Below are 23,493 nucleotides of genomic sequence, written 5' to 3' on the forward strand. Positions count from 1 at the left end.
GCATGCAAATCAAAACACCTGATATTGGAGTTGATCAAGCCACTGTTGCAGAAATTTTGGTCAAAGTGGGCGAGAGTGTTGAGATTGATGACAGCCTGGTCTTACTTGAATCGGATAAAGCCTCTGTTGAAGTGCCCAGCACTTCAGCAGGAATCGTAAAAAGTATTACGGTTGCAGCAGGCGATGTGGTGTCAGAAGGTTCAGTGCTGATTGAACTGGAAGCTGAAGACGGTTCAACAGGTGTAGTTGAAGCCCAAGAAGCAGATGCTTCACAAAAGACTTCGGAAAATACCCCGACTTCTTTACCTGACCAGGAAATTATGCAGGAATTGTCTTCACATCAGCCAAAGGCGACTCATGCGGTTGAACAGCCTGCTCAAGCAGCTGCCACCTCAAGCATTGTCGAGGTGAAACTGCCGGACATTGGGGTAGAAAAAGCACTGGTCGGTGAGATTCTGGTTCAGGTCGGTGATCAGATTGAAGTAGATCAAAGCCTCGTGGTGGTGGAATCTGACAAGGCGACTGTCGAAGTGCCGAGCACGGTTTCAGGCACGGTTGAATCTATCGAAATTAAGGAAGGCGACTCGGTCAAAGAAGGCGTGCTGATTCTTAAAGTGAAAACTGCTGGATCAGCACCTGCCACTCAAGCTGAAGCTGCAAAGCCAGAAGCTGTTCAGGTTGCACCTGAAGCCAAAGCCGGGTCAGCACCACAAGCGGCTGCGGCGCCTGCAGGTGAAATCGAAGTTGCTGTACCCGACTTGGGTGTGGACAAAGCTGCAGTAGCGGAAATTCTGGTTCAAGTCGGCGACACGGTTGAAGCTGATCAAAGCATTATTGTGGTTGAGTCAGATAAAGCCACCGTTGAAGTGCCAAGCCCATCAGCAGGGGTGATTAAAGCCATTCATGTTGAAGTGGGCCAGAATGTCTCTCAAGGGATTGCCTTGGTGACTATTGAAGCAGCAGGTCAAGTTAAAGCGGCTTCAACTCCGGCGGCTAAAGCTGAATCTGCACCTGCGGTTAAAGCAGAAACCACTACAAAACCAGCGCCAGCAGCACCTACCTCAGCACCTGTAGAACAGGCACCGGTCCAATCGGCTGATAAGCTGAGCAAAGAGCAGAATGCTGCCAATGCCAAAGTATATGCAGGTCCTGCGGTACGTAAGCTTGCTCGTGAGTTGGGTGTGGTATTGGCTGAAGTGCAAGCATCAGGTCCACATACGCGTTTGATGAAGGAAGATGTTTTTGCTTACGTGAAAACACGCCTCACCGCGCCTCAAGCTGCTCCTGTAGCTGCTGCGGCGGTTCAGGTGGCAGATCTGCCAAAACTGCCAGACTTCTCTGCATTTGGTGGGGTTGAAGAAAAAGCAATGACACGCTTGCAACAGGTTTCTGTACCGCAGTTGTCGTTGAATAACTACATTCCACAGGTGACTCAGTTTGACCTGGCCGATATTACCGAACTTGAAGCTTGGCGCGGTGATCTCAAAGCCAAGTTTAAACAGGACGGTATTAGTCTGACGATTCTGGCTTTCATTGCCAAGGCAGTGGCTCATCTGTTGAAAGAAGAGCCTTATTTTGCAGGCCATTTGGCGGATGATCAAAAATCGGTACTGCTGCGTAATGAAATCCATATGGGGATTGCCGTGGCAACACCGGATGGTTTGACAGTACCGGTACTGCGTAATCCAGATCAGAAATCAATCAAGCAAATTGCAGTTGAACTGGGTGAACTGAGCAAGAAAGCACGTGACAAGAAATTGTCACCGAAAGACTTGCAAGGTGCGAACTTCACCATTACCAGCCTGGGTTCAATTGGCGGTACAGCATTTACCCCATTGGTAAACTGGCCTCAAGTTGCGATTTTGGGGATTTCACCTGCAACCATGCAACCGGTTTGGAACGGCACAGGCTTTGATCCTAAGCTTATGTTGCCTCTATCTTTGTCTTATGACCATCGCGTGATTAATGGTGCAGATGCAGCCCGCTTTACCAATAAACTGACCAAATTGTTAGCTGATATTCGTAGCTTATTGCTCTAATCAGTTTATAAAGTGCGAATAAGATAAACCCTGCTTCGGCAGGGTTTTTTTATGGGCACGGACCATTCAAAAAGTTGAGTCGTCTTGCGTTTTAAGTATGAGCCTTTATTTTTTTTAATGCGCTGTTTTAAAAGGCTGAGCTTAAAATAATTTGATAAAAAATTGCTTTGCGATTAAAATCAACCCACTTCATTGGGGAGTAGCCGCTTTTTACGCAATGTAAAAAGGTGATGGTCAACATAATTGTTCCGCAGAACATGGTCATCATAGCAAAGAACCAATTCAGCTTTTCTCAAAGCTTTTTTTGTTGGCAAGACCTTTGATTTATCACTCTGCAGATTTTTGGCTAGCAGGAGCGATAAGTCATCGGCAAATTTTGCTAGCCAGAGAAAGACCACATGTATGAACTGCTTATTTCAACCGCTATTGTTGCCCTTGCAGAAATGGGGGATAAAACTCAGTTATTAGCCTTGTTACTGGCTGCCCGTTTTAGAAAACCTGTTCCTATTCTACTTGCCATTTTACTGGCAACCTTATTGAACCACGGTATATCGGCTGTGCTTGGTCAGTGGATTACTACGGTCCTCAATCCAGATGTGTTGCTATGGATTGTATCGGTTGGCTTTATTGCCATGGCACTCTGGATGCTGGTTCCAGACGAGCTTGAAGATGAAACCGATAATATTAATAAATGGCAAAAATATGGCGTGTTTGGGGCGACTTTTGTACTGTTCTTCCTGGCGGAAATAGGCGATAAAACCCAGGTGGCGACCGTTGCTCTGGCTGCACGTTTTGACAGTGTGTTCTGGGTGATGCTAGGGACCACCATTGGGATGATGATTGCCAATGCACCGGCGGTATTTGTGGGGAATAAGCTGGCTGATAAATTGCCAATTCCACTGATTCATAAAATTGGTGCCAGCATCTTCTTGATTATTGGTGTTGCAACTTTGATACAACATTATTTCTTCTAAACTTGAATAGTGTTAAAAAAATCCTGGCATTTTAGTCGGGATTTTTTATTTTAAATGAATCACAATTTACTGATAAATATAACAATATTTTCATACATATTGGTTGTAAATTCACACAATACCCTATAAGTTGTATGGCATTAAAAATGCACTTTTATCACGATTTTTTTGGGGAACAGGTTATGGCATTTGACCGCACGACATCACAGGTGTTGTTTGATAATGGCACGCATAAATGTATTAGTTTTACCAGTCTGGTCAAAGGTGAAGGGGTACAAGCCAATCAGTTTCTAATACTAGATAATGAACGTGCCGCAGTGCTGGATCCAGGGGGTGACTTGACCTATGTTCCACTCACCATGGAACTGAATAAATATACCCGCTTGACCAACCTTGATTATGTCATGGCATCCCATCAAGACCCTGACATTATTACTTCTATGCCGCGCTGGCTGGTCTATACCGAGGCCAAAGTGGTGGCGTCTAAACTCTGGGCACGTTTCTTACCGCACTTGAACTCGGCCTTCATGAGCGACCGGATGAAGGGCAACTGGCTCGACCGTTTGATTGAACTTCCAGATCATGGTCAGGTCATTCCATTAGGTCATGCAACCATTGTCGCTGTTCCGGCACATTTCCTGCATTCAGTCGGTAATTTCCAGTTTTATGACCCGATTGCCAAAATTCTGTTTTCCGGCGATATGGGCGCGTCTATGGTGGAAGATGCAGCTAAACCGCTGGAAAATTTTGCCGCGCATATTCCAAAGATGAAAAGCTTCCATCAACGTTATATGTGTTCCAATAAGGTGATTCGTCTTTGGGTGAATATGATTCGTAGCATGGATGTGGAAATGATCGTGCCACAGCACGGTACGCCTTTCATTGGAAAAGAACAGGTAAATCAATTCTTGGACTGGATTGAAACCTTGGAATGCGGCGTCGATTTAATGGATGAAACCGTATTTACCTGTCCTGAATAATGACCGTCAGATGCATGAAAAAAAGCTTGAGTTAAACAACAACATTTTTTAAGATTTTCGCACTAAAAATAGTTTAGATGACGAGAATTTATAAGAATGTTGTCTCAAGTACTCACGCAGGATGCCTGTCTAAGTTGTGGCGCGTGCTGCGCCTATTTTCGCGTTTCATTTTATTGGGCAGAAGGGCTTGCCATGCCTGAACACTATACCGAACCTGTAACAGCAGTGTATTCGTGTATGGCGGGAACCAATCAAAAAAATCCACGCTGTATTGCCCTGACAGGTGAAATAGGCAAGCAGGTGAGCTGCGGCATGTATGAGGCACGCAGTTCCTCGTGTAAAGAAGTCCAAATTGCCGATGAGCAATGCAATAAGGCAAGACGGGCGCATAACATGATCCCTTTTGTGCCGCTTGAATCTTTCGAGTCGACCAACGATGCAGATTTTGATCAGGTTGTTTAACAAGTAAGCCCGGGATTTAAGTTCAAGCAGAGTGAAGACTCTGCTTTTTTATTCTTTATAGCTTTTTAAATGCAATATCTATCGTCTATAGGTTATTTAATAACAGTGAAGATACTGCATCGTTTTAGCAGTTTGATGCAGAGAGAGGGAATTCCAGCCAGCCATTCTTAAGGGTTAATAGAGCTAAGATATGAGGATTGATCCATTGGATGAGGGCAGTTTTTCTTCGCATTTTGTGCGTCAATTACCCGAGATAAAAATAATTTTTGAATTGCAATGAAATTTAGGGCTAGATTTGTTTATAATAGCGCACGGAAATTACCAGTGAGACTGTTATGTTGACCATCGTTCAAGAAGCGCTAACCTTCGATGATGTCTTATTACTCCCTGCCTACTCAACTGTTCTCCCAAAAGATGTCTCCTTAAAGACACGCCTAACTCGTGGCATTAACCTGAATATTCCTCTTGTGTCAGCAGCTATGGATACGGTGACTGAATCCCGTATGGCGATTGCAATGGCGCAAAATGGCGGTATTGGTATCTTGCACAAAAACATGGATATTGCTGCGCAAGCTGCAGAAGTACGCCGTGTGAAAAAATTTGAAGCCGGTATGGTGAAAGATCCGATTACCGTGACTCCAGAAACTACCGTTCGTGAACTGATTGCAATCACTCAAGCCAATAACATCAGCGGCGTGCCGGTTGTTAAAGATGGCAAGGTTGTGGGTATTGTGACAGGTCGTGATACACGTTTCGAAACCAATCTGGAACAACCTGTTAGCAATATCATGACAGGTCAAGACCGTCTGGTGACTGTTCGCGAAAACGAATCAAAAGAAAATATCCAGGCGCTGCTGCAAAAAAATCGTATTGAAAAAGTACTGGTGGTGGGTGATAACAACGAACTGAAAGGTTTGATTACTGTCACTGATTTCCGTAAGGCGGAACTTTATCCAAACAGCTGTAAAGATGACTTAGGTCGTCTACGTGTTGGTGCGGCAGTCGGTACCGGTGCAGAAACACCAAGCCGTGTTGAAGCACTGGTTGAAGCGGGTGTGGATGCCATTGTGGTCGATACAGCTCATGGTCACTCTGCTGGGGTAATTGAACGCGTACGTTGGGTCAAAGCCAACTATCCGCAAGTTCAGGTGATTGGCGGTAACATTGCCACTGGTGACGCGGCTCTTGCACTTCTTGATGCAGGTGCAGATGCGGTTAAAGTGGGTATCGGTCCTGGTTCGATCTGTACCACGCGTATTGTTGCTGGTATTGGTATGCCGCAAATCTCTGCAATCGATAGCGTTGCTAATGCATTGAAAGAGCAAATTCCTTTAATTGCTGACGGTGGTATTCGCTTCTCTGGTGATATGGCCAAAGCGATTGGTGCAGGTGCAAGCACGATTATGGTCGGTTCACTGATGGCTGGTACTGAAGAAGCACCGGGCGAAGTGGAATTCTTCCAGGGTCGTTACTACAAAGCTTACCGTGGTATGGGTTCATTGGGTGCAATGGCCGGTGCAACAGGTTCTGCCGACCGTTATTTCCAGGACTCTAAAGCCGGTGCTGAGAAGTTAGTTCCTGAAGGTATTGAAGGTCGCGTACCGTATAAAGGTCCTATGGGCAATATCGTGCATCAAATGATGGGCGGCTTGCGTTCTTCTATGGGTTATACCGGTTCTGCAACTGTGGACGATCTTCGCCAGAATGCGAAATTTGTGAAAATCACAGCTGCAGGTATGTCTGAATCACACGTACATGATGTGACGATTACCAAAGAAGCACCGAACTACCGTGTTGGTTGATTTTTAGTAATCAAATTCAGGAAAAGCCGTCATTTATATGACGGCTTTTTTGATTTTGGTGTAAAGTATTTACCGTAAAATGGGATGATCAATCTCCCTATAAATGTATAAAAAGCGAGTAGAAAATGAGTTATTTTGGAACAGATGGTATTCGTGGAAAGTTTGGGGAGCTTCCAATTACACCTGAATTTGCCTTGAGGTTGGGTTTTGCTGCCGGTAAAGTTTTAAAACAATCCACTAAAAAATCTAAACCCATTGTTGTTTTGGGTAAAGATACCCGCTTATCGGGCTATATTTTAGAATCTGCATTACAAGCCGGTTTAAATGCGGCGGGTGTATATGTGCATCTGCTTGGTCCTTTACCGACGCCTGCGATTGCCCATTTAACCCGTGCTTTACATGCCAGTTTAGGTATTGTGATTTCAGCTTCGCACAATCCTTATTTTGATAATGGGATTAAGTTCTTCTCAAGCGAAGGTAAAAAACTTCCAGACGAGATTCAGGAAGCGATTAACCAGGAACTGGAAAAAGAGTTAAAAATTGAAGATACCGCCAACTTGGGCAAAAGTGTGCGGGTGAAAGATGCCAATGGTCGTTATATTGAATTCTGTAAATCCACTTTTCCGTACCATTTTGACTTGAGTAACTTAAAAATTGTGGTGGACTGTGCCAACGGCGCTGCCTATAACGTGGGACCATCAGTATTTAAAGAACTGGGTGCCAAAGTTGTGGCACTTTATAATGAACCAGATGGCTTAAATATCAATCAAGACTGTGGTTCAACCCATCCGGAAAACCTGCAAAAAGCCGTGGTTGAACATCAGGCAGATTTGGGTATTGCCTTTGACGGCGACGCAGACCGCGTGATTATGGTGGATAAAAACGGTGAGCAAATTACCGGTGACCATATCCTTTACATTTTGGCGACTCAGGGCAAGCACAAGCCGGCGGGCATTGTTGGTACGGTCATGAGCAATATGGCACTTGAACTGGCTTTAGAAAAAGCCCAAGTTCCATTTATACGTGCCAGCGTAGGCGACCGTTATGTGTTACAGGCCTTAGACGAAAAAGGTTGGGTCATTGGTGGTGAACCATCAGGGCATATTTTGACCTTAGATAAAAGCACGACAGGTGATGCCATTATTGCTGCCTTGCAGGTATTGACTGTGATGGTGGAGCAGCAAAAAGCCCTGCATGAACTGGTTGAAGGTTTTAGCTTATTGCCTAATGTCTTGGTGAATGTTCGTCTGGCGGAAATGTTTGACCCGTATTCAGTACCTGCATTGGTGGCTGAATTTGATCAGGCCGAAACCCAGTTGAAAGGTCGTGGCCGTTTATTGATTCGTAAATCGGGCACGGAACCGGTCATTCGAGTAATGGTCGAAGGCGATAATCTTCAGGAAGTGACTGATTTGGCTAATCATCTTGCAGATAGTGTACGTGCTAACGCAGCTTAAGGTAACAATATGAAGGATGTGATTAAAGACTTAAGCGAACTTCGCTTAAGTTACCAAAAAGGGGAATTGCATGAAACTCATCTGGCTGAACATCCACATGAGCAATTCTTGAATTGGTTTAACCACGCTTTAGATGCAAAACTGCATGAGCCCTACGCCATGTCATTGGCAACTGCCAATACACAAGGCCGTCCACATGTACGTACCGTATTATTACGCGGCGCGACTGAAGCGGGTTATGATTTTTATACCAATTATGACAGCCAGAAAGGCCTGGATTTGGCAGAAAATCCCTATGCCGAATTGCTGTTTTATTGGCCCGAGCAAGAGCGTCAGATTCGTGTCGGTGGCCGCGTTGAGAAAATCTCTTTAGAAGAATCGACCGAGTATTATCATAAACGCCCACGAGACAGTCAGATTGCAGCGCATATCAGTACGCCACAAAGTGGCGTGATTGCCAGTCGTGAGGAATTGCAAACCCGTTTTCAGGCGTTGCAGGACTTGGTGAGCGACAAAGCTGAATTGGCAAAACCTGAATTCTGGGGCGGCTATCGCCTACAACCAGATTATTATGAATTTTGGCAAGGTCGTCCTAACCGTTTACATGACCGCTTGAGTTATGAAAGAATCGGAAGTACCTGGAAATTACAACGACTCATGCCTTAATGCCAAAAACACTGATTCAGCAACGACCGTTTATTACACGCCCTGAAAACTTTCAGGGCGTGTCGCCGTTTATTGCGCAAATTTTAGCGCGCCGCGGTGTGCAATCAGAACAAGAATTAGAATTGAAATTGAAGCATCTTTTAGCGCCGACCATGAAGGGTTTGGATGCTGCCATTCAGTTGATGGACCACGCGATTGACCAGCAAAAGAAAATCGTGATTGTAGGCGATTATGATGCCGATGGTGCCACCAGCACCGCGTTGATGATTCTAGCGCTGCGGGATATGGGAGCCAATGTCGCCTATCTGGTGCCTGACCGCTTTAAATATGGTTATGGTTTAACACCGGCGATTGCCGATTTGGCATTCACCACTTTCCAGCCCGATTTGCTGATTACTGTCGATAATGGTATTTCCAGCCATACAGGGGTGGAGCAGGCGCAAGCACATGGCATGGAGGTGATTATTACCGATCATCACCTGACCACCAAAGAAACCCCGAAAGCCGAAGCTGTGGTCAATCCGAACCAGTTGGGCTGTGAATTTCCAAGCAAGGCTTTGGCTGGAGTTGGCGTGGCATTTTACCTGCTTGCCAATTTGTCCAGTTATCGCAGTCAACTCGGCAAGTCCACTGCCAAAGTGGCCCAGTATCTCGATCTGGTGGCTTTAGGTACCTATGCCGATGTGGCCAGTCTGGACTATAACAACCGCATTTTGGTCGATGCCGGGGTAAAGCGCATACGGCAAGGGCAGTGCCGCGCCGGGATTAGTGCATTACTGGATATTGCCGGACGCGATCCAGCCTCCTTAAAAGCTCAGGATTTAGGCTTTGTACTTGGTCCGCGTATCAATGCAGCGGGGCGCATGGAAACCATGGATATAGGCATTGAGTGTCTGCTGGCTGCAGATTTGCAAAGCGCTTATCCACTGGCACAACAATTAAATCAGTTGAACACTGAGCGCCGTCAGGTCGAAACCCAGATGAAGCAAGAGGCTTTGTCTGAACTGGCCCAGCTCGAGCTGGACCAAGAGCATCTGCCTGCTGCACTGATTCTGTTTGAACCGCATTGGCATCAGGGCGTGATTGGGATTGTGGCCGGTCGTTTAAAAGAACAGTTTCATCGTCCAAGTATTGTTTTTGCCTCCGATGAAGATGGCATTCATATTAAAGGCTCTGCGCGCTCGATCGAAGGGGTGCATATACGTGATGCGATTGAGCTGATTGCTGAACAGCATCCGCATTTGGTCAGCCATTTTGGCGGTCACGCGGCAGCTGCGGGTTTGACTATTCAAAAACAGCATTTTGATGAATTTAAACAAGAATTTGAAAAATTAATCGCAGCGATGGACGAATCACTGTTTTATGCCACTTTGTGGACGGATGGTGAATTACCGACAGAACATTTCCAAATTGAAACCGTAGATTTTCTGCAAAACTTAACGCCTTGGGGACAAAAATTTCCATCGCCGATTTTTGAAGGGGTCTTTAAGATTCTAGATTATCGCTGGCTAAAAGAAATACATTTAAAGCTGCGTCTGGCTTTGGATAATGGCCAAATTGTAGAAGCAATTGCCTTTAATGCACGTGATAAATTTGAATTCAATGCCATGCAAGACAGTGTAAGACTGGTCTATGAAATAGATAAAAATGAATTTAATGGCAATGTCAGTTTACAGCTGCGTGTGATTCATCTGGAACAATAAAGAAACCGCTCAATTGAGCGGTTTTTGTTTTTAATCTTAAAGCTTAGAAACGATATGCCCCACGTAGCGCAAAGATATTGCCTGCATCAGCAAAGTTGATCGAACCTTCCAGGCTGACTTGTTGATTCAGGAATTTTTTTGCACGAATGGTAAATACGTCGCTATTTCTTACATCACTGTCGGCAAAACCAAGACCTGCGCTAAAGGTATTATCCAGATATAAGTCGGTGCCTAAAGTATAGGCATCAAGATCGCCAAAATTCGCGCCCGCTTCAAAATTCATATCGTACTGACCGACGCGAGTCATATATTTGGCCCGTAAAGTTGGGTCGACTCCATCATCTCTATCATTGTCATAGCCGGCAAGACCCACAGCAAGCAATAAGCCGGGGATAGGTAAATAACCTAATTCTGCTGCATAAAGCGTGGTATCAAAATCCTCAAAGCCTTCAGTTTCTTCACTCACTTGACCCAGATTTCCGCTGATATAGAAATCGGAATTGGGAACAAAGTATTCAATACCGGCATTGAAGGTCGTATTCTCATACAGATCATAATCAATATAAGAAAAGGCTGCATTCAGATTACTGGCACGGTTTAAAAATGCGGCTTCACTGTAAGGATCATTTTTAAGGCGCACTGAGTCAAAGTAGTAAGTTGCATCAATTCCAAAACCGGTCGAAGTATCCCCATTGTCTGGATCCACAAGAGCAATGGTACCTCCCACTTCAGCCTGATAGGCATGAACAGTTCCTAAGCTGGCAATAAGTGCTGTAGCAAGCGCAATTTTTTTAAGCATTTAAGGTTCCCCGTTGTTATTAAAGTGATTCAATATGGTTTTATCTTATAGTTGTAACAAATTGTATATTAAATAGCCGCACAGTCAATGTGCATTTTTTATCTAAATGCTTTATTTCAGAGCAAAAAAAATGACCCATCCGAAGATGGGCCATTTCATAAAAATTATTTAAGAGGTGCTTAGAAGCGGTATTTAGCAGCTACACCGAATGAGTTGTAGTCGTTATTACCTACTTCACCGAAACCAACTCGGCCTTCAAGGCTAACTTGCTGGTTAAAGAATTTACGTGCATTAATGCCAAATTCATTTTGGTCAGTTAAGTCGTTGCTGTAGTAGTCTGCACCAACACTTACGGTTTTATCAATGAAGTAATCTGCGGCAAGATTGAACTCGTCTAGATCACCAAATGATGCACCAGCTTCAAGGTTGATGTCTTTACCATTACTAAGTTGAGTTACGTATTTGGCACGAAGTGTAGGATCTACACCATCATCATTCTCGTTGTCCCAACCTTTTACACCAGCGGCAATTAACAGGCCAGGTGCTGGAAGGTAACCGACTTCAGCCGAATAATAGGTCGTGTCAGTATCAAATTTACCTAGCGGTGTGTTCACTTCAGTTTCATTTCGGCTAATATCACCACCCAGATAGAAATCTGAGTTTGGAACATAGACTTCAGCACCTACACCATAAGTGTTGTCGTCTAAGTCACCACGGTCAGCAAATGTTGCGTGTGCATTCACGTTGCTGGCACGGTCAAGGAATGCTGCTTCTGCAAGTGGCGCATTACGAGTTTGAACGGGGTTAAAGTAATAAGTACCATCTACACCGAAAGCACTCCCTGAACTACCATTGTCTGGGTCAATATAAGCTGCTGCTGCACCGACTTCGGCTTGGTAGGCATTGGCTGTACCTGTAACTGCTAGAGCAGAAAGAAGTGCTGAAGCAATGGCTAATTTTTTCATGGATACTACCCCTCAAATTTTGGTTAAAAATAATACATTTTTTGTTACAACTTTTAGTCTAGACCAAAACAAACCTAGGTCAATCCATTCAGAGTTACAGAAATGTTGCCAACGTAATATTATGTAATTTTTATAATATAAGTTATTGAAATTTAAATTATTATTTAAATGTTTTGTTTTATTAAAATTATGGAGGTTTTATGGATTTAGACGAGTTCAATCTAAAAAACTAAGTATTTTGTAACATAAAAATGATTTAAATCTTAAAAATGCCCTACAAAGTAAGTGTTTTTGAACAGCCTTTTTTATTCACTATTTGCTCAATTGTTATTGAATTAATGCACGCTAAAACTGCATCCATGCTCTGTGTTATAATTGCGGGCTATTTAAGCCTAGTATTCTGATTGAGAGTAATTCACGTGGAAATTAATCCTTATCTAAACCAATTAAAAGACTTAAACGACCGTGGTCTAACATTACGGGGGTATCTTTGACTACGATCTGAAAAAAGAGCGTTTAGAAGAGGTCCTGCGTGAACTGGAAGACCCGGCGATCTGGAATGACCAAAGTCGTGCCCAGGCCATGGCCAAAGAAAAAGGCGAGCTTGAGAATGTACTGAATGTACTTGATGGTTTAGCCACTCAGCTGGAAGATGCCCAAGCCATGCTTGACCTGGCTGTAGAAGCGGACGAAGAAGCAATGCTTGAGGATGTTCAAGCTGAGCTTGATGTCGCAGAAGCAGAACTGGCAAAACTTGAGTTCCGCCGCATGTTCAGCAATCCGATGGATCCGAACCCATGTTATGTGGAGATTCAGGCCGGTTCTGGCGGTACAGAAGCGCAGGACTGGGCTTCTATGCTGCTGCGTATGTACTTGCGCTGGATTGAACGTCATGGCTTTAAAGCCGAAGTGATGGAAGAATCTGACGGTGATGTGGCCGGAATTAAATCGGCGACTATTCGTGTAGAAGGCGAGTATGCCTATGGCTGGTTGCGTACCGAATCTGGTGTACACCGTTTAGTGCGTAAGTCACCTTTTGACTCGGGTAACCGTCGTCATACTTCATTCTCTGCCGTGTTTGTATCGCCAGAAGTGGATGACAATATTGAAATTGATATTAACCCGGCAGACGTGCGTACCGATACCTATCGTGCATCGGGTGCCGGTGGTCAGCACATTAACAAAACCGACTCTGCGGTACGTTTAACCCACGCACCCACCGGTATTGTGGTGGCTTGTCAGAACCAGCGTTCACAACATGCCAACCGTGACCATGCCTGGAAACAGTTACGTGCCAAACTCTATGAATTAGAGATGAGCAAACGGAATGAAGCGGCCCAGGCGCTGGAAGATACCAAATCTGATATCGGCTGGGGCAGCCAGATTCGTTCATACGTACTGGATGACTCGCGTATTAAAGACTTGCGTACCAGTGTGGAAACCTCGAATACCGGTGCAGTCCTCGATGGTGATCTGGATAAATTTATTGAAGCCAGCTTGAAACAGGGCCTGTAAGTTTAGTGTTTTGAAAAAAAAAGAGGCTGGTCCTCTTTTTTTTAACGTTAAAATTTGCTGATCAGCAGGAATATAACCAGCTTGATCAGACAATGCTAGAATGATCTGAATTTGAATAAAATTACAGCAACTTACAAAATGACTTATAATATCGATAATTTTCGATATTAATATCGTGTAAATTCGATATAATGATTTTTGTGAAGGTGCTGATCATGAACATGAGTGAAATGAGATGGACACAGAAGCGATTTATAAAGCCTTAGCCAACCCGATTCGACGTCAGATTCTGCAATGTCTAAAAGAACCTGAGCGTTTCATTTCCACTGAAGAATGTGGAGATGATTTTAGTCGTGGCGTATGTGCGGGGCATATCGAAAAAATCGCCGATATTTCCCAATCAACCATGTCCAATCATTTGTCGGTACTGCAACAGGCAGGACTGATTCAGGTGACCAAATATGGGCAATGGTCTTATTTTTCTCGTAATGAAGCACTGATTCAGGAATTTTTACAACATTTACAGCATGCGCTTTAGACTTTATTCAGTCCAGGCCAGTTGTAAGAGGATGGCTTGATGACAGATTTTTCTACCCCAATTCAATTTGGTGAACTCAAACTTAAAAACCGTGTGGTGATGGCACCCTTGACGCGTAGCCGTGCTACAGCAGACCGTGTTCCGACTGCTATGATGGCGGAATATTATGCCCAGCGTGCCAGCGCAGGTTTAATCATTTCTGAAGCGACGGTGATTTCAGAAGAAGCCAATGGTTATGAAAAAACACCAGGTCTATTTACTGAAGCACAAGTAGAAGGCTGGAAGCAGGTCACTGATGCTGTGCATGCCAAAGATGGTTTGATCGTGGCGCAATTGTGGCATGTCGGTCGTGTTTCGCATCCTGATCTGTTAAATGGCGAAACCCCAGTTTCTGCAAGTAATGTGCAGCAAGCCGGTTATGTCAGCCTGCTACGTCCAAAACGTGAATATGTGGTGCCACGTCCATTAGAAATTTCTGAAATTCATGCCATTACCGAACAATATAAACAAGCCGCAATTAAAGCCAAAGCGGCCGGTTTCGATGGTGTTGAACTGCACGCAGCTAACGGTTATCTGATTGACCAGTTCCTGCAAAGCAAAACCAACCTGCGTGAAGATGAATACGGCGGTTCAGTTGAAAACCGTGCCCGTTTCTTATTGGAAGTTGTAGATGCACTAATTGAAGTGTGGGGCGCAGGCCGTGTCGGGGTGCATCTGGCGCCGCGTGGCGATGAACACGATATGGGGGATGTCAATCCTCAAGCAACCTTTGGTTATGTGCTGGAACAATTGGGTCAGCGTAAAATTGCCTTCTTCTTTACCCGTGAATATCTGGCCGAAGACAGCATCAGTCTGGACATGAAAGCACGTTCTAACGGTGTGCCGTATATTGCCAATATGCGTTTAAGCCGTGAAGATGCACTTGAATTATTAAACTCAGGTAAAGCGGAAGCCGTTTCTTTTGGTAAGGCTTATATTGCCAATCCAGACCTGTTTGAGCGTTTAGTGGACGATGAGCCGCTGAATGAATTGAAGCTGGAAAACATGATTGGAACCGATGTGGCAGCAGGTTATATCGACTATCCATTTTTAAATAAGCAATTAGCCGAAAGCTAAACTTTATCCTCCGCAAGGCAGAATAAATCATGCCACAGAGCAGAATTCATTAACATATGAAGGCTGCTCTGTTATATTTTGCCGATTGAACATGATTTGAGGCAACTTGTTTGGCTACTCCTTTTTGGTATAACGCGGCACTTACAATGGTTAAACCATTGTATAAATGGCAGATTAAAAAACGTGCGCTGAATACGGAGCAATTGCAACAAGAATGTCTTGAGCGCTTTGGTCCATTTCAACCGCCGAAAAACCTGCATGCGCTGTGGTTTCATGTGGTGTCGGTTGGAGAAACCAACGCAGCCCAACCTTTAATTGAACATTATCTCAAACTTGGTCATCCGGTACTGGTCACCAATACCACCAAAACCGGCCAGGCTCGGGCCAAATCCCTGTTTTTAAAAGCACCGTATGAACATTTGTTTCAGGCGGTGTATTTGCCTGCCGATCAGAAACATTTGGTGCAGGCTTTTTATCAAAAATATCAGCCCAAAGCATTGGCTTTGGTGGAAACTGAAATCTGGCCGAATTTAATCGATCAGGCGCAGCAATTTAAGGTGCCATGTTTACTGATTAATGCCCGACTTTCGGAAAAATCGGCCAAAGGCTATAGTAAGGTTCAAGGACTGACCCAAGGCATGCTGAATGGGCTGAATCGCTTGCTGGCTCAAGACCAGGCAACTTTAGAGCGTTACCGTAATTTGGGCATGGAAACGAATAAGAGTCAGGTACTGGGCAGTATTAAATTTGATATTCATGCACCGGACAGCTTTATTCAACAAGCGCAGCAATTGCAGCAGGACTGGCATTTATCGGCACGTAAAATCATCACCCTCGCCAGTACTCATGCCCCTGAAGAACAAAAACTGTTAACAGCTCTAAAGCCTTATCTGGCGCAACATCCAGAACTGCTTATCATTGTGGTGCCCCGCCATCCGGAACGTTTTGATGAGGTGTTCCAAGCTGCACAGTCTTTAGATTTAAGAACCCAACGTCGTAGCCTGGGACAGCGCATTGAAGCAAATACTCAGGTTTATCTGGCGGATTCCATGGGCGAGATGTGGCTCTGGTATGCCTTGAGCCAAGCCTGTTATGTTGGTGGTTCTCTAAATGAACCAGGTGGTGGGCATAATATTCTGGAGCCGATTGCCTTAAATGTAGCGACAGTTTTGGGTAAAAATTATTTTAACTTCCAGACCATTGTCGATGAATTTGTTGCAATCCAGGGAGTGAAAGTCGTGGAAGATGCAGAGCAGGCAGCCAAGGTTTTGATGGCGCTGTTAAATGATCATAGCGCTGCAGAACAGCTGAACCAGCATGCACAGAAAATTATGTTGCAGAACAAGGGCTCTTTAGCAAAGCATATTGCGGTGATTGATCAGTATCTTTAAATAGTCCTATGTTGTGTATCGTTACGCTGAAACTTATTTCGCGGAGGCGGCAGGGATGCCGCCGTTAGGCTATGGTAAAGGGACTTACCATTAGCCTAACAAAGAGTTTTGCCTACTTTTGCTCTATCAAAAGTAGGAATATGCCTACGCAAAGTAAAATAAAGTCATGAAATGATATGTGGCTGTGCAGGCGTCTTGCTTTTAATAGTTGAAATTTATAGCTTATGAATATTGTCCTCCTTGACCCACGCCAAACTGAATCTGAATACTGGTCAATTACCAGCAAACGTCAGCTTGAGCATTTACGCACTCATGTTGCTGTTCAAGTCGGAGATACCTTAAAAGTCGGTATTCGTGAGGGTAAGCGTTATCTCACCGAAATTGTCGAAGTCACTGAACAGGCGATAAAATTAAAGCCGCTCAAAGAGGAACGTGTACCTGCAAAACTTCCTGTGACGTTGATTTTTGCCATGCCACGTCCCAAAGTACTCCGTCGTCTGATTATGGATAGCGTGACTTTAGGGGTGGAAAAAATTATTTTGCTGCATAGCTATCGCGTAGATAAGAGTTACTGGCAAACGCCCTTTTTACAGCAGCTCGATCACTATATAACGCTAGGTCTGGAACAAGCCGGGGATACCATCGCCCCGCAAATTGAAATCTATAAACGTTTTAAACCTTTTGTCGAAGATGTGCTGCCAAATCTAATCAGCGCAGAATGTCCTGCCTATGTGGCTCATCCTTACGCCGAGATGGCCATGCCTTTTGCCATTGATCATCCCTGCACCATCGTGATTGGTCCTGAGGGTGGTTTTATACCGTATGAAGTCGATTTACTGATAAAAAACGGCTGCCAGGCGTTAAGTCTAGGCAACCGTATTATTCGAACCGAAACCGTAATTCCTTACCTGTTGGGTCGATTATTTAGCACGTCCTGATTCAGCTACTTCAGTGTCTTCATTTCCACGGTAGACTTTTACTTCCTGAACCGGATAAGGAATCGAAATATTGTGTTCAGCAAAAGCCTGGATCACATGTTCTTGAACCGCACTGATTGAATTACCGATAGAGGTTGCTTGAGTATCCACCCACCAGGTCACAGTCAGATTAATCGAGAAGTCAGCAAGTTGGGTCACATTCACACTAAAGGCCGGCTGACTGAGAATAGACTGATCCTTGTCTAGAATTTTCATAATGATATTTTTGGCTTTGTGCACATCATCTTCATAACCAATCCCCACCATAAACTGGCAACGGCGGCGCGGATAAGCAGTATTAACAGTTACCGCACTGGTATATACCGTGGCGTTGGGAATCACGATGCGGCGGCCATCGGGTGAACGCAAGAAAGTCGCACGAATCTGAATGTCTTCCACCGTTCCTTCCATACCAGACACGATAATGTCATCACCAATTTTGAACGGCTCGCCCAGTAAAATTAAAATGCCGGAAAGCAGGTTCTGGAAAATATCCTTAAATGCAAAACCGATTGCAACCGAACCAATCCCCAAGGCACTCATCAGCTGACCTGGGGTGAATCCCGGAATGGAAATCACCATCGCAATCAAGAAACCAAAGAAAATAATGGCAGAACTGCCGACCCGGTTTAGAACCAGTACCAGGTTTTGTTTGGTATAACTGCGGTCAGTGAGGGCTTTACGGACAAAAAATTTAAACAGTTTTGACAGCAAATAAAAAATGCTGAACACCACCAGTGCAATACAGATATAAGGCAAGCGTTCCCAGAATGCATCGACGAACTTATCGATGGTGGAATAGGCATCATTATATTTTGCGGTGTGTTGAAGCACGGTTTGTGCAGTTTTTTCACCTGCTTCATGCAAAAGGTTGGAAGTGTCTTGAGTTACTTCACTCAAGGTGTTTTTTTGTTCAGCCACAGATTTTCCGGATAATGATCATTGCTGGACATTTTGCCTGAAACTGAACAGAAATTTAACCAACAAAACGTAGCATTGCCTGCTGTTTTGTCAAAAAATGTCAGTCTATTCTAAAAATATTGCGTGCCTTTTTGAATCACTTGTGGCGGGACTTCCAGTTCACCTGCGCCAAACATATACGAAATGATGCTGCTTGAAGCCAGAAAACTCAGTACCGTGATAATGATCATGAACCAGGCCAATATTTTTTCCCAGACTGGTGTTTCACGTGGCAATCCGTAGTTATTTATGCCTGGGGTACCCGAGCCCAGAAGCAAATACAGACCCATAAAAATATTCACCAGTGGCAGCAGAAACAGCAGGATTAGCCAGCCGCTACGGTTCAGGTCATGCAGGCGGCGAACGGTAATCACCATCAAAAAATACAGATACAGCACCAGAATGACCACAAAGCCGAGTCCTGCAATCCCGGTCAATGTGTTCACAAACTGATTGTCCATGGACAGTGTATGCAGGTTAAAGATGCCTATGGTCAGGCTAAAGGCAATGCTGGCAAAGAAAGCAATTAAATGAACAAACCCGTACCAGCCAATTGAACTTAACCGGCCAAAACGACCGTCTGGAGACAGAGGATTATCGGCCTTGGACGGTTGGGTACGCGAAAAAAAGGGAGAGGAGTCTTGCGGTTTCATACGCTGTTCCGGCTAAAATTTAGATAAGAAAATTTTGTATTTTGAAAAGTTAAAAGTACATTTTATGCTTAAATTATAAGATTAAATGAACAGATCAGATACGAATAAAACCATATTTTTTGTTGAATATGACAAGGGGTCTGTGTTTTAAATTGTATAAAGAAAATACGACCAAAGCATGATTGTTGTGATTAAAAAATAATCGTCATACTGTGGATATGCAGTCAATAAAAGCAATAACGCGGCATAGCATCTCGTGATGAGATGAATAAGATCAAGGAAGTAGCTATGAATGAGATCTATCCTGTACCAGAAGAATTTAAGAAAACCGCTCGCACCAATGAGTCCGAATATTTTGAGCGTTATCAGCAATCCATTGATCAGCCTGACGAGTATTGGGCTGAACAGGCCAAAAAGCTGGACTGGATTAAACCTTTTACCCAAGTCAAAAATACCAGTTTCGACAAGAACAATTTCAAGATTGAATGGTTCGCTGATGGTCAGCTGAACCTGAGTGCCAACTGTCTGGACCGGCATTTAAAAGAGCATCCGCATAAACCGGCCATTATCTGGGAAGGAGACCATCCTTCACGGCATAAAATTATTTCCTTTAAAGAGCTGCATGATGAAGTCTGCCGTTTTGCCAATGTGCTGAAAAAACATGGCGTGAGCAAAGGCGACCGTGTGGTGTTGTATATGCCGATGATTTCCGAAGCAGCCATTTCCATGCTGGCTTGTGCGCGGATTGGTGCAGTGCATTGTGTGGTGTTTGGCGGTTTCTCTCCCGACTCACTGGCTAGCCGGATTGAAGACAGTCAGGCCAAAATGGTGATTACCGCTGACTCTGGCATGCGTGGTGGCAAGCCGATTCCACTGAAAGAAAATGTCGATGCAGCCCTGCAAGTACAGGGAACCGAATCCGTTCAACATGTGATGGTGGTACACCGTACCGGCAATCCGATTGAGATGAAGGAAGGGCATGACCTGTGGTATCACATGGAAATCATGTCAGTGAATGAAATCTGCCCGCCTGAACCGATGAATGCCGAAGATCCGCTATTCATTCTGTATACCTCTGGGTCTACAGGTAAACCGAAAGGGGTACTGCATACTACGGGTGGCTACCTCACTTATGTGAACTCCACGTTCCGAGAAGTGTTCGATATCAAACAGGATGATGTGTTCTGGTGTACCGCAGATGTGGGCTGGATTACCGGGCACTCCTATGTGCTGTATGGGCCATTGTCTAACGGCACCACTACAGTGATGTTTGAAGGTGTGCCGCAATATCCGACCTGGGCGCGTACCGGGCATATTGTCGACAAGCACAATGTCACCATCCTCTATACTGCGCCGACGGCGATTCGTGCCATGATGCGTGAAGGCGATGCCTTTGTTCGTGAGAGTGACCGTAGCAGCTTGCGCCTGATCGGTTCGGTAGGTGAGCCCATCAACCCGGAAGCCTGGAACTGGTATTACATCGTGGTCGGTGAAAGCCGTTGTCCAATTGTCGATACCTGGTGGCAAACCGAGACAGGCGGCATCCTGATTTCACCTTTACCGGGAGCTACAGATTTAAAACCGGGTTCCGCGACCCGACCATTGTTTGGCATACAACCGGCTATTGTTGATGCAGAAGGCAAGGAGCTGCAAGGTGAAGCGGAAGGCAACCTGATCATCAAGGATTCCTGGCCGGGGCAGATGCGTACGATTTGGGGTGATCCTGAACGTTTTATCGAAGCCTATTTCTCGACTTATCCGGGAAGCTATTTCACCGGAGATGGCGCTCGCCGCGACAAGGATGGTTATTACTGGATTACCGGTCGTGTAGATGATGTGCTGAATGTTTCCGGGCACCGTTTAGGCACGGCAGAAGTGGAAAGTGCTTTGGTGGCGCATGAGCATGTTGCTGAAGCTGCGGTGGTCGGTATGCCGCATGACATTAAAGGTCAGGGTATCTGTGCATTTGTCACCTTGCAGGCCGATTTTGAAGAATCCGAAGAGCTGCGTAAGGAACTGATTAACTGGGTACGTAAGGTGTTAGGACCTGTGGCTACACCGGATGCCTTGCATTGGGCACCCGCTTTACCGAAAACTCGTTCCGGTAAAATCATGCGCCGTATTTTAAGAAAAATTGCCGCCAATGAACTGGATACTCTGGGAGATACCTCCACCTTGGCCGACCCGCAGGTGGTGGACAATCTGATCGCTACGGTCTATCCCGACAAGTAAGTCATGGATCAAAAATACCGTCTGCATGTTCAGGCGGTATTTTTATTTTATGCATAAGCACTGCACGCATTCAGATAAAGCAGCAAAACATCATCTGTTAAGCTAAAAATATAGCAATGATCAGACCATATTATGAATGCTTCATCCCCGCTTTTAGATTCAAATCCATTACACATTGCCGGACAACTGGCGGAACAGTTTGCAACCACTGCTGCTGAACGGGATAAACAGGGTGGTAATCCAAAACAAGAACGTGATTTAATCCGTCAAAGCGGTTTATTGGGACTGTCGATTCCTACACAATATGGCGGTCAGGGCGCAGACTGGAAAACCATTTTTAACACTATTCAAATCATTGCTCAGATCGATAGTTCACTGGCGCATGTTTATGGCTTTCATCACTTACTGATTGCGACGGTACAACTGTTTTCACAGCCTGAACAATATGGCAAATGGTTTGAGCAAACAGCAAAACAAAACCTGTTTTGGGGCAATACCTTAAATCCACTCGATCGACGTACCAGCGCAGTCAAAGTCTCTGAAAATGAATATATCTTTCATGGGGATAAAAGCTTTTGTTCAGGTTCGATCGATTCCGATATGTTGCTCTGCTCTGGCTATAACGATGCAGGGAAATTGCTGATCGGGGTGATTCCAACCCACCGTGAAGGGGTGAGCTTCTTGGGTGACTGGAACAATATGGGCCAGCGCCAGACCGACAGCGGTACCAGTCATTTTGAACAGGTGAAAATTCATCACGATGAATTGCTGCTTAATCCTGGACCCCTCAGTACACCTTATTCGAGTTTACGTCCGCTGATTGCCCAACTGATTTTTGTGCATCTGTTTTTAGGTGTGGCAGAAGGGGCTTTTGCAACGGCCAAACAAAGCGTACAGACACAAAAAGCCTGGTCAAAATCTTTGGTGGAAAATGCCGTGAATGATCCATTTACACAAAAGCACTTTGCTGAATTTTATGTACAGCTGGAAGGTGTACGTTTACTGGCCAATAAAGCCATTGAAACCTTGCAACGAGCGTGGAATATCGGTGAAGCGCTTACCGCCGAGCAACGTAGTGAAGTCAGTATTGCCATTGCCACTGCAAAAATTGCCGCGACCAATACTTCGTTATATATCACACAAAATATTTTTCAGGTGATGGGCGCGCGTGCGACCACAGCCCAATTAAATCTGGACCGTTTCTGGCGCAATGTCCGTACCCAAACTTTGCATGACCCGGTGGATTATAAATATCAGGAAATTGGGGAGTGGGTGTTAACAGCTAAAGTACCTGATCCGAGTTTTTATTCATGAGGAAATAAGAAAATGCCTTTTATTAAAGGGAGGCCTTTTTTTACTTCTAGATTTAAAAAATGAATTAAAAGCATGGAACGTGAAAAATCACTTAAAAGGCCTAATTTGGGAAGATTAGGCATTTTTAATTCTATTCAAATTAATGATTTATTTAACAATAGAAATTACATTTTGTATAACGTGTATTATGTTAATTTTATATACTTTCATCACGTGATAGTGCTAGGATTAAAACTGTATAATTTTAATCAACAAAAATGAAAAATCTTCAAATAGTGATAGCGCAAGCTTTACATTCATATGAATTGGAACATATAGAGCAATCAATAGGTAAAGAGATCAACGACACTTTATTGCAGATATTGGTTAATGATGAACCTTTTGAAAAAATTAGTAGTTATTTGTATTCAAAAAAAGATCCTAAAAAAGTTCTAAAGAGCTCTATACATTACGTCATAGCGCTCTTAGAAAGAGCAAAGTATAGAGTAGAAAAAGCCCAGCAAAATAACCTGAGTCCTTTGCATATCTGCTTATACGTTATTAAGAAAATTGAAGGATTTATCGAGTATTTAAATACTAAGTTTTAACTATTAGAGCCTTCATTTAAATAATGGGCTATAAGGAATTTACCTTAAAATAATTTTATTTATCAAATTCTTGGTCAAATAAAACCGGAGTAAAAGTTCAAAAAAAACATGTTTTAATAGAGTGTGCTTTTTTAGCCGGATATGGAATGATTTTGCCAATAAAATTGATCAAAAAAAGCTCCACTTGATCCTTTGTTGAGAGTTATTCATTCTTTCCGGGCTGAAAGAATCGACATATTTTACGGATGAAAAATGGCCGACTCTGTACGCTCTGGCGCACATCAATTGAAGGATTTTGCGGATGGGCGTATCCAGATTTTTTTCCTATGATGGATTCATACAGGAACAGGATGTTCCGGAACA

General features: G+C 44.2%; 20 protein-coding genes and 1 riboswitch. Of the genes, 16 read left to right on the forward strand and 4 right to left on the reverse strand.

Features of this window, described 5'->3' with window-relative positions; translation table 11 throughout:
• The first annotated feature begins 2 nt into the window (after nt 1-2).
• The 8 genes from B2Y23_RS14685 (at nt 3) to recJ (ending at nt 10,083) form a co-directional block, all read left to right on the forward strand.
• Nucleotides 3-2,039, forward strand: coding sequence for a 2-oxo acid dehydrogenase subunit E2 (locus B2Y23_RS14685; protein ID WP_291354169.1), 2,037 nt, complete (start codon nt 3-5; stop codon nt 2,037-2,039).
• A gap of 182 nt (nt 2,040-2,221) precedes the next feature.
• A riboswitch (yybP-ykoY riboswitch) is annotated at nt 2,222-2,364 on the forward strand.
• Between the two features lie 73 nt (nt 2,365-2,437).
• On the forward strand, nt 2,438-3,013 hold the full coding sequence (locus B2Y23_RS14690) for a TMEM165/GDT1 family protein (protein WP_291354168.1): 576 nt from the start codon (nt 2,438-2,440) through the stop codon (nt 3,011-3,013).
• A gap of 182 nt (nt 3,014-3,195) precedes the next feature.
• Nucleotides 3,196-3,993 carry an MBL fold metallo-hydrolase gene (locus tag B2Y23_RS14695; RefSeq protein WP_291354167.1) on the forward strand — a complete coding sequence of 266 codons (798 nt, stop codon included), beginning with the start codon at nt 3,196-3,198 and terminating at the stop codon, nt 3,991-3,993.
• 96 nt (nt 3,994-4,089) lie between these two features.
• Nucleotides 4,090-4,455: a YkgJ family cysteine cluster protein gene (locus B2Y23_RS14700; RefSeq protein ID WP_291371609.1), complete on the forward strand. Its 366-nt coding sequence runs from the start codon at nt 4,090-4,092 to the stop codon at nt 4,453-4,455.
• A gap of 335 nt (nt 4,456-4,790) precedes the next feature.
• A complete protein-coding gene (guaB, locus tag B2Y23_RS14705) occupies nt 4,791-6,257 on the forward strand; it encodes an IMP dehydrogenase (protein WP_291354165.1) in 1,467 nt (488 codons plus the stop codon).
• 125 nt (nt 6,258-6,382) lie between these two features.
• Nucleotides 6,383-7,714, forward strand: a complete 1,332-nt coding sequence (gene glmM, locus B2Y23_RS14710; RefSeq protein WP_291354164.1) for a phosphoglucosamine mutase — start codon at nt 6,383-6,385, stop codon at nt 7,712-7,714.
• 9 nt (nt 7,715-7,723) lie between these two features.
• Complete coding sequence (pdxH, locus tag B2Y23_RS14715; protein ID WP_291354163.1) at nt 7,724-8,380, forward strand: pyridoxamine 5'-phosphate oxidase; 657 nt, start codon at nt 7,724-7,726, stop codon at nt 8,378-8,380.
• The gene (recJ, locus tag B2Y23_RS14720; protein WP_291354162.1) at nt 8,380-10,083 is read left to right on the forward strand and encodes a single-stranded-DNA-specific exonuclease RecJ; all 1,704 of its coding nucleotides are present in this window, start codon (nt 8,380-8,382) and stop codon (nt 10,081-10,083) included. Before pdxH ends, recJ begins: the two co-directional genes overlap by 1 nt.
• 43 nt (nt 10,084-10,126) lie before the next feature.
• On the opposite strand, the gene B2Y23_RS14725 is transcribed toward recJ, so the two are convergent.
• Together B2Y23_RS14725 and B2Y23_RS14730 are read right to left on the reverse strand one after the other, a co-directional pair.
• On the reverse strand, nt 10,127-10,882 hold the full coding sequence (locus B2Y23_RS14725) for a putative porin (protein WP_291354161.1): 756 nt from the start codon (nt 10,880-10,882) through the stop codon (nt 10,127-10,129).
• 179 nt (nt 10,883-11,061) lie between these two features.
• Entirely contained in the window at nt 11,062-11,847 is a 786-nt protein-coding gene (locus B2Y23_RS14730) for a putative porin (RefSeq protein WP_291354160.1), read from the reverse strand.
• Between the two features lie 419 nt (nt 11,848-12,266).
• On the opposite strand from B2Y23_RS14730, the gene prfB reads away from it, so the two are divergent.
• The 5 genes from prfB to B2Y23_RS14755 all read left to right on the forward strand — a co-directional run bounded on the left by prfB (nt 12,267) and on the right by B2Y23_RS14755 (nt 17,345).
• A protein-coding gene (prfB, locus tag B2Y23_RS14735; RefSeq protein WP_143222687.1) for a peptide chain release factor 2 occupies nt 12,267-13,362 on the forward strand; the annotation gives its coding sequence in 2 pieces (ribosomal slippage) (nt 12,267-12,338 and nt 12,340-13,362; 1,095 coding nt in all).
• 235 nt (nt 13,363-13,597) lie between these two features.
• Nucleotides 13,598-13,900, forward strand: coding sequence for an ArsR/SmtB family transcription factor (locus B2Y23_RS14740; protein ID WP_291354159.1), 303 nt, complete (start codon nt 13,598-13,600; stop codon nt 13,898-13,900).
• Nucleotides 13,901-13,939: 39 nt separating this feature from the next.
• The gene (locus B2Y23_RS14745; RefSeq protein WP_291354158.1) at nt 13,940-15,016 is read left to right on the forward strand and encodes an alkene reductase; all 1,077 of its coding nucleotides are present in this window, start codon (nt 13,940-13,942) and stop codon (nt 15,014-15,016) included.
• A 110-nt stretch (nt 15,017-15,126) separates the two neighbouring features.
• Complete coding sequence (locus tag B2Y23_RS14750) at nt 15,127-16,407, forward strand: 3-deoxy-D-manno-octulosonic acid transferase (protein ID WP_291371611.1); 1,281 nt, start codon at nt 15,127-15,129, stop codon at nt 16,405-16,407.
• 224 nt (nt 16,408-16,631) lie between these two features.
• The gene (locus tag B2Y23_RS14755) at nt 16,632-17,345 is read left to right on the forward strand and encodes a 16S rRNA (uracil(1498)-N(3))-methyltransferase (protein ID WP_291371613.1); all 714 of its coding nucleotides are present in this window, start codon (nt 16,632-16,634) and stop codon (nt 17,343-17,345) included.
• On the opposite strand, the gene B2Y23_RS14760 is transcribed toward B2Y23_RS14755, so the two are convergent.
• Together B2Y23_RS14760 and B2Y23_RS14765 are read right to left on the reverse strand one after the other, a co-directional pair.
• The gene (locus B2Y23_RS14760) at nt 17,328-18,305 is read right to left on the reverse strand and encodes a mechanosensitive ion channel family protein (protein ID WP_291371615.1); all 978 of its coding nucleotides are present in this window, start codon (nt 18,303-18,305) and stop codon (nt 17,328-17,330) included. The two genes, B2Y23_RS14755 and B2Y23_RS14760, sit on opposite strands and share 18 nt — an antisense overlap.
• Nucleotides 18,306-18,415: 110 nt before the next feature.
• Nucleotides 18,416-18,997, reverse strand: coding sequence for a DUF805 domain-containing protein (locus B2Y23_RS14765; protein ID WP_291371617.1), 582 nt, complete (start codon nt 18,995-18,997; stop codon nt 18,416-18,418).
• Between the two features lie 288 nt (nt 18,998-19,285).
• Between B2Y23_RS14765 and acs the strand changes: the two genes are divergently transcribed.
• The 3 genes from acs to B2Y23_RS14780 all read left to right on the forward strand — a co-directional run bounded on the left by acs (nt 19,286) and on the right by B2Y23_RS14780 (nt 23,130).
• A complete protein-coding gene (gene acs, locus B2Y23_RS14770) occupies nt 19,286-21,229 on the forward strand; it encodes an acetate--CoA ligase (protein ID WP_291371620.1) in 1,944 nt (647 codons plus the stop codon).
• Nucleotides 21,230-21,361: 132 nt separating this feature from the next.
• Nucleotides 21,362-22,543, forward strand: coding sequence for an acyl-CoA dehydrogenase family protein (locus B2Y23_RS14775; protein ID WP_291371622.1), 1,182 nt, complete (start codon nt 21,362-21,364; stop codon nt 22,541-22,543).
• Nucleotides 22,544-22,800: 257 nt separating this feature from the next.
• Nucleotides 22,801-23,130, forward strand: a complete 330-nt coding sequence (locus B2Y23_RS14780) for a hypothetical protein (RefSeq protein ID WP_291371624.1) — start codon at nt 22,801-22,803, stop codon at nt 23,128-23,130.
• Nucleotides 23,131-23,493: the final 363 nt, after the last annotated feature.

This window comes from Acinetobacter sp. UBA5934, assembly GCF_002430855.1.
GTDB lineage: Bacteria > Pseudomonadota > Gammaproteobacteria > Pseudomonadales > Moraxellaceae > Acinetobacter.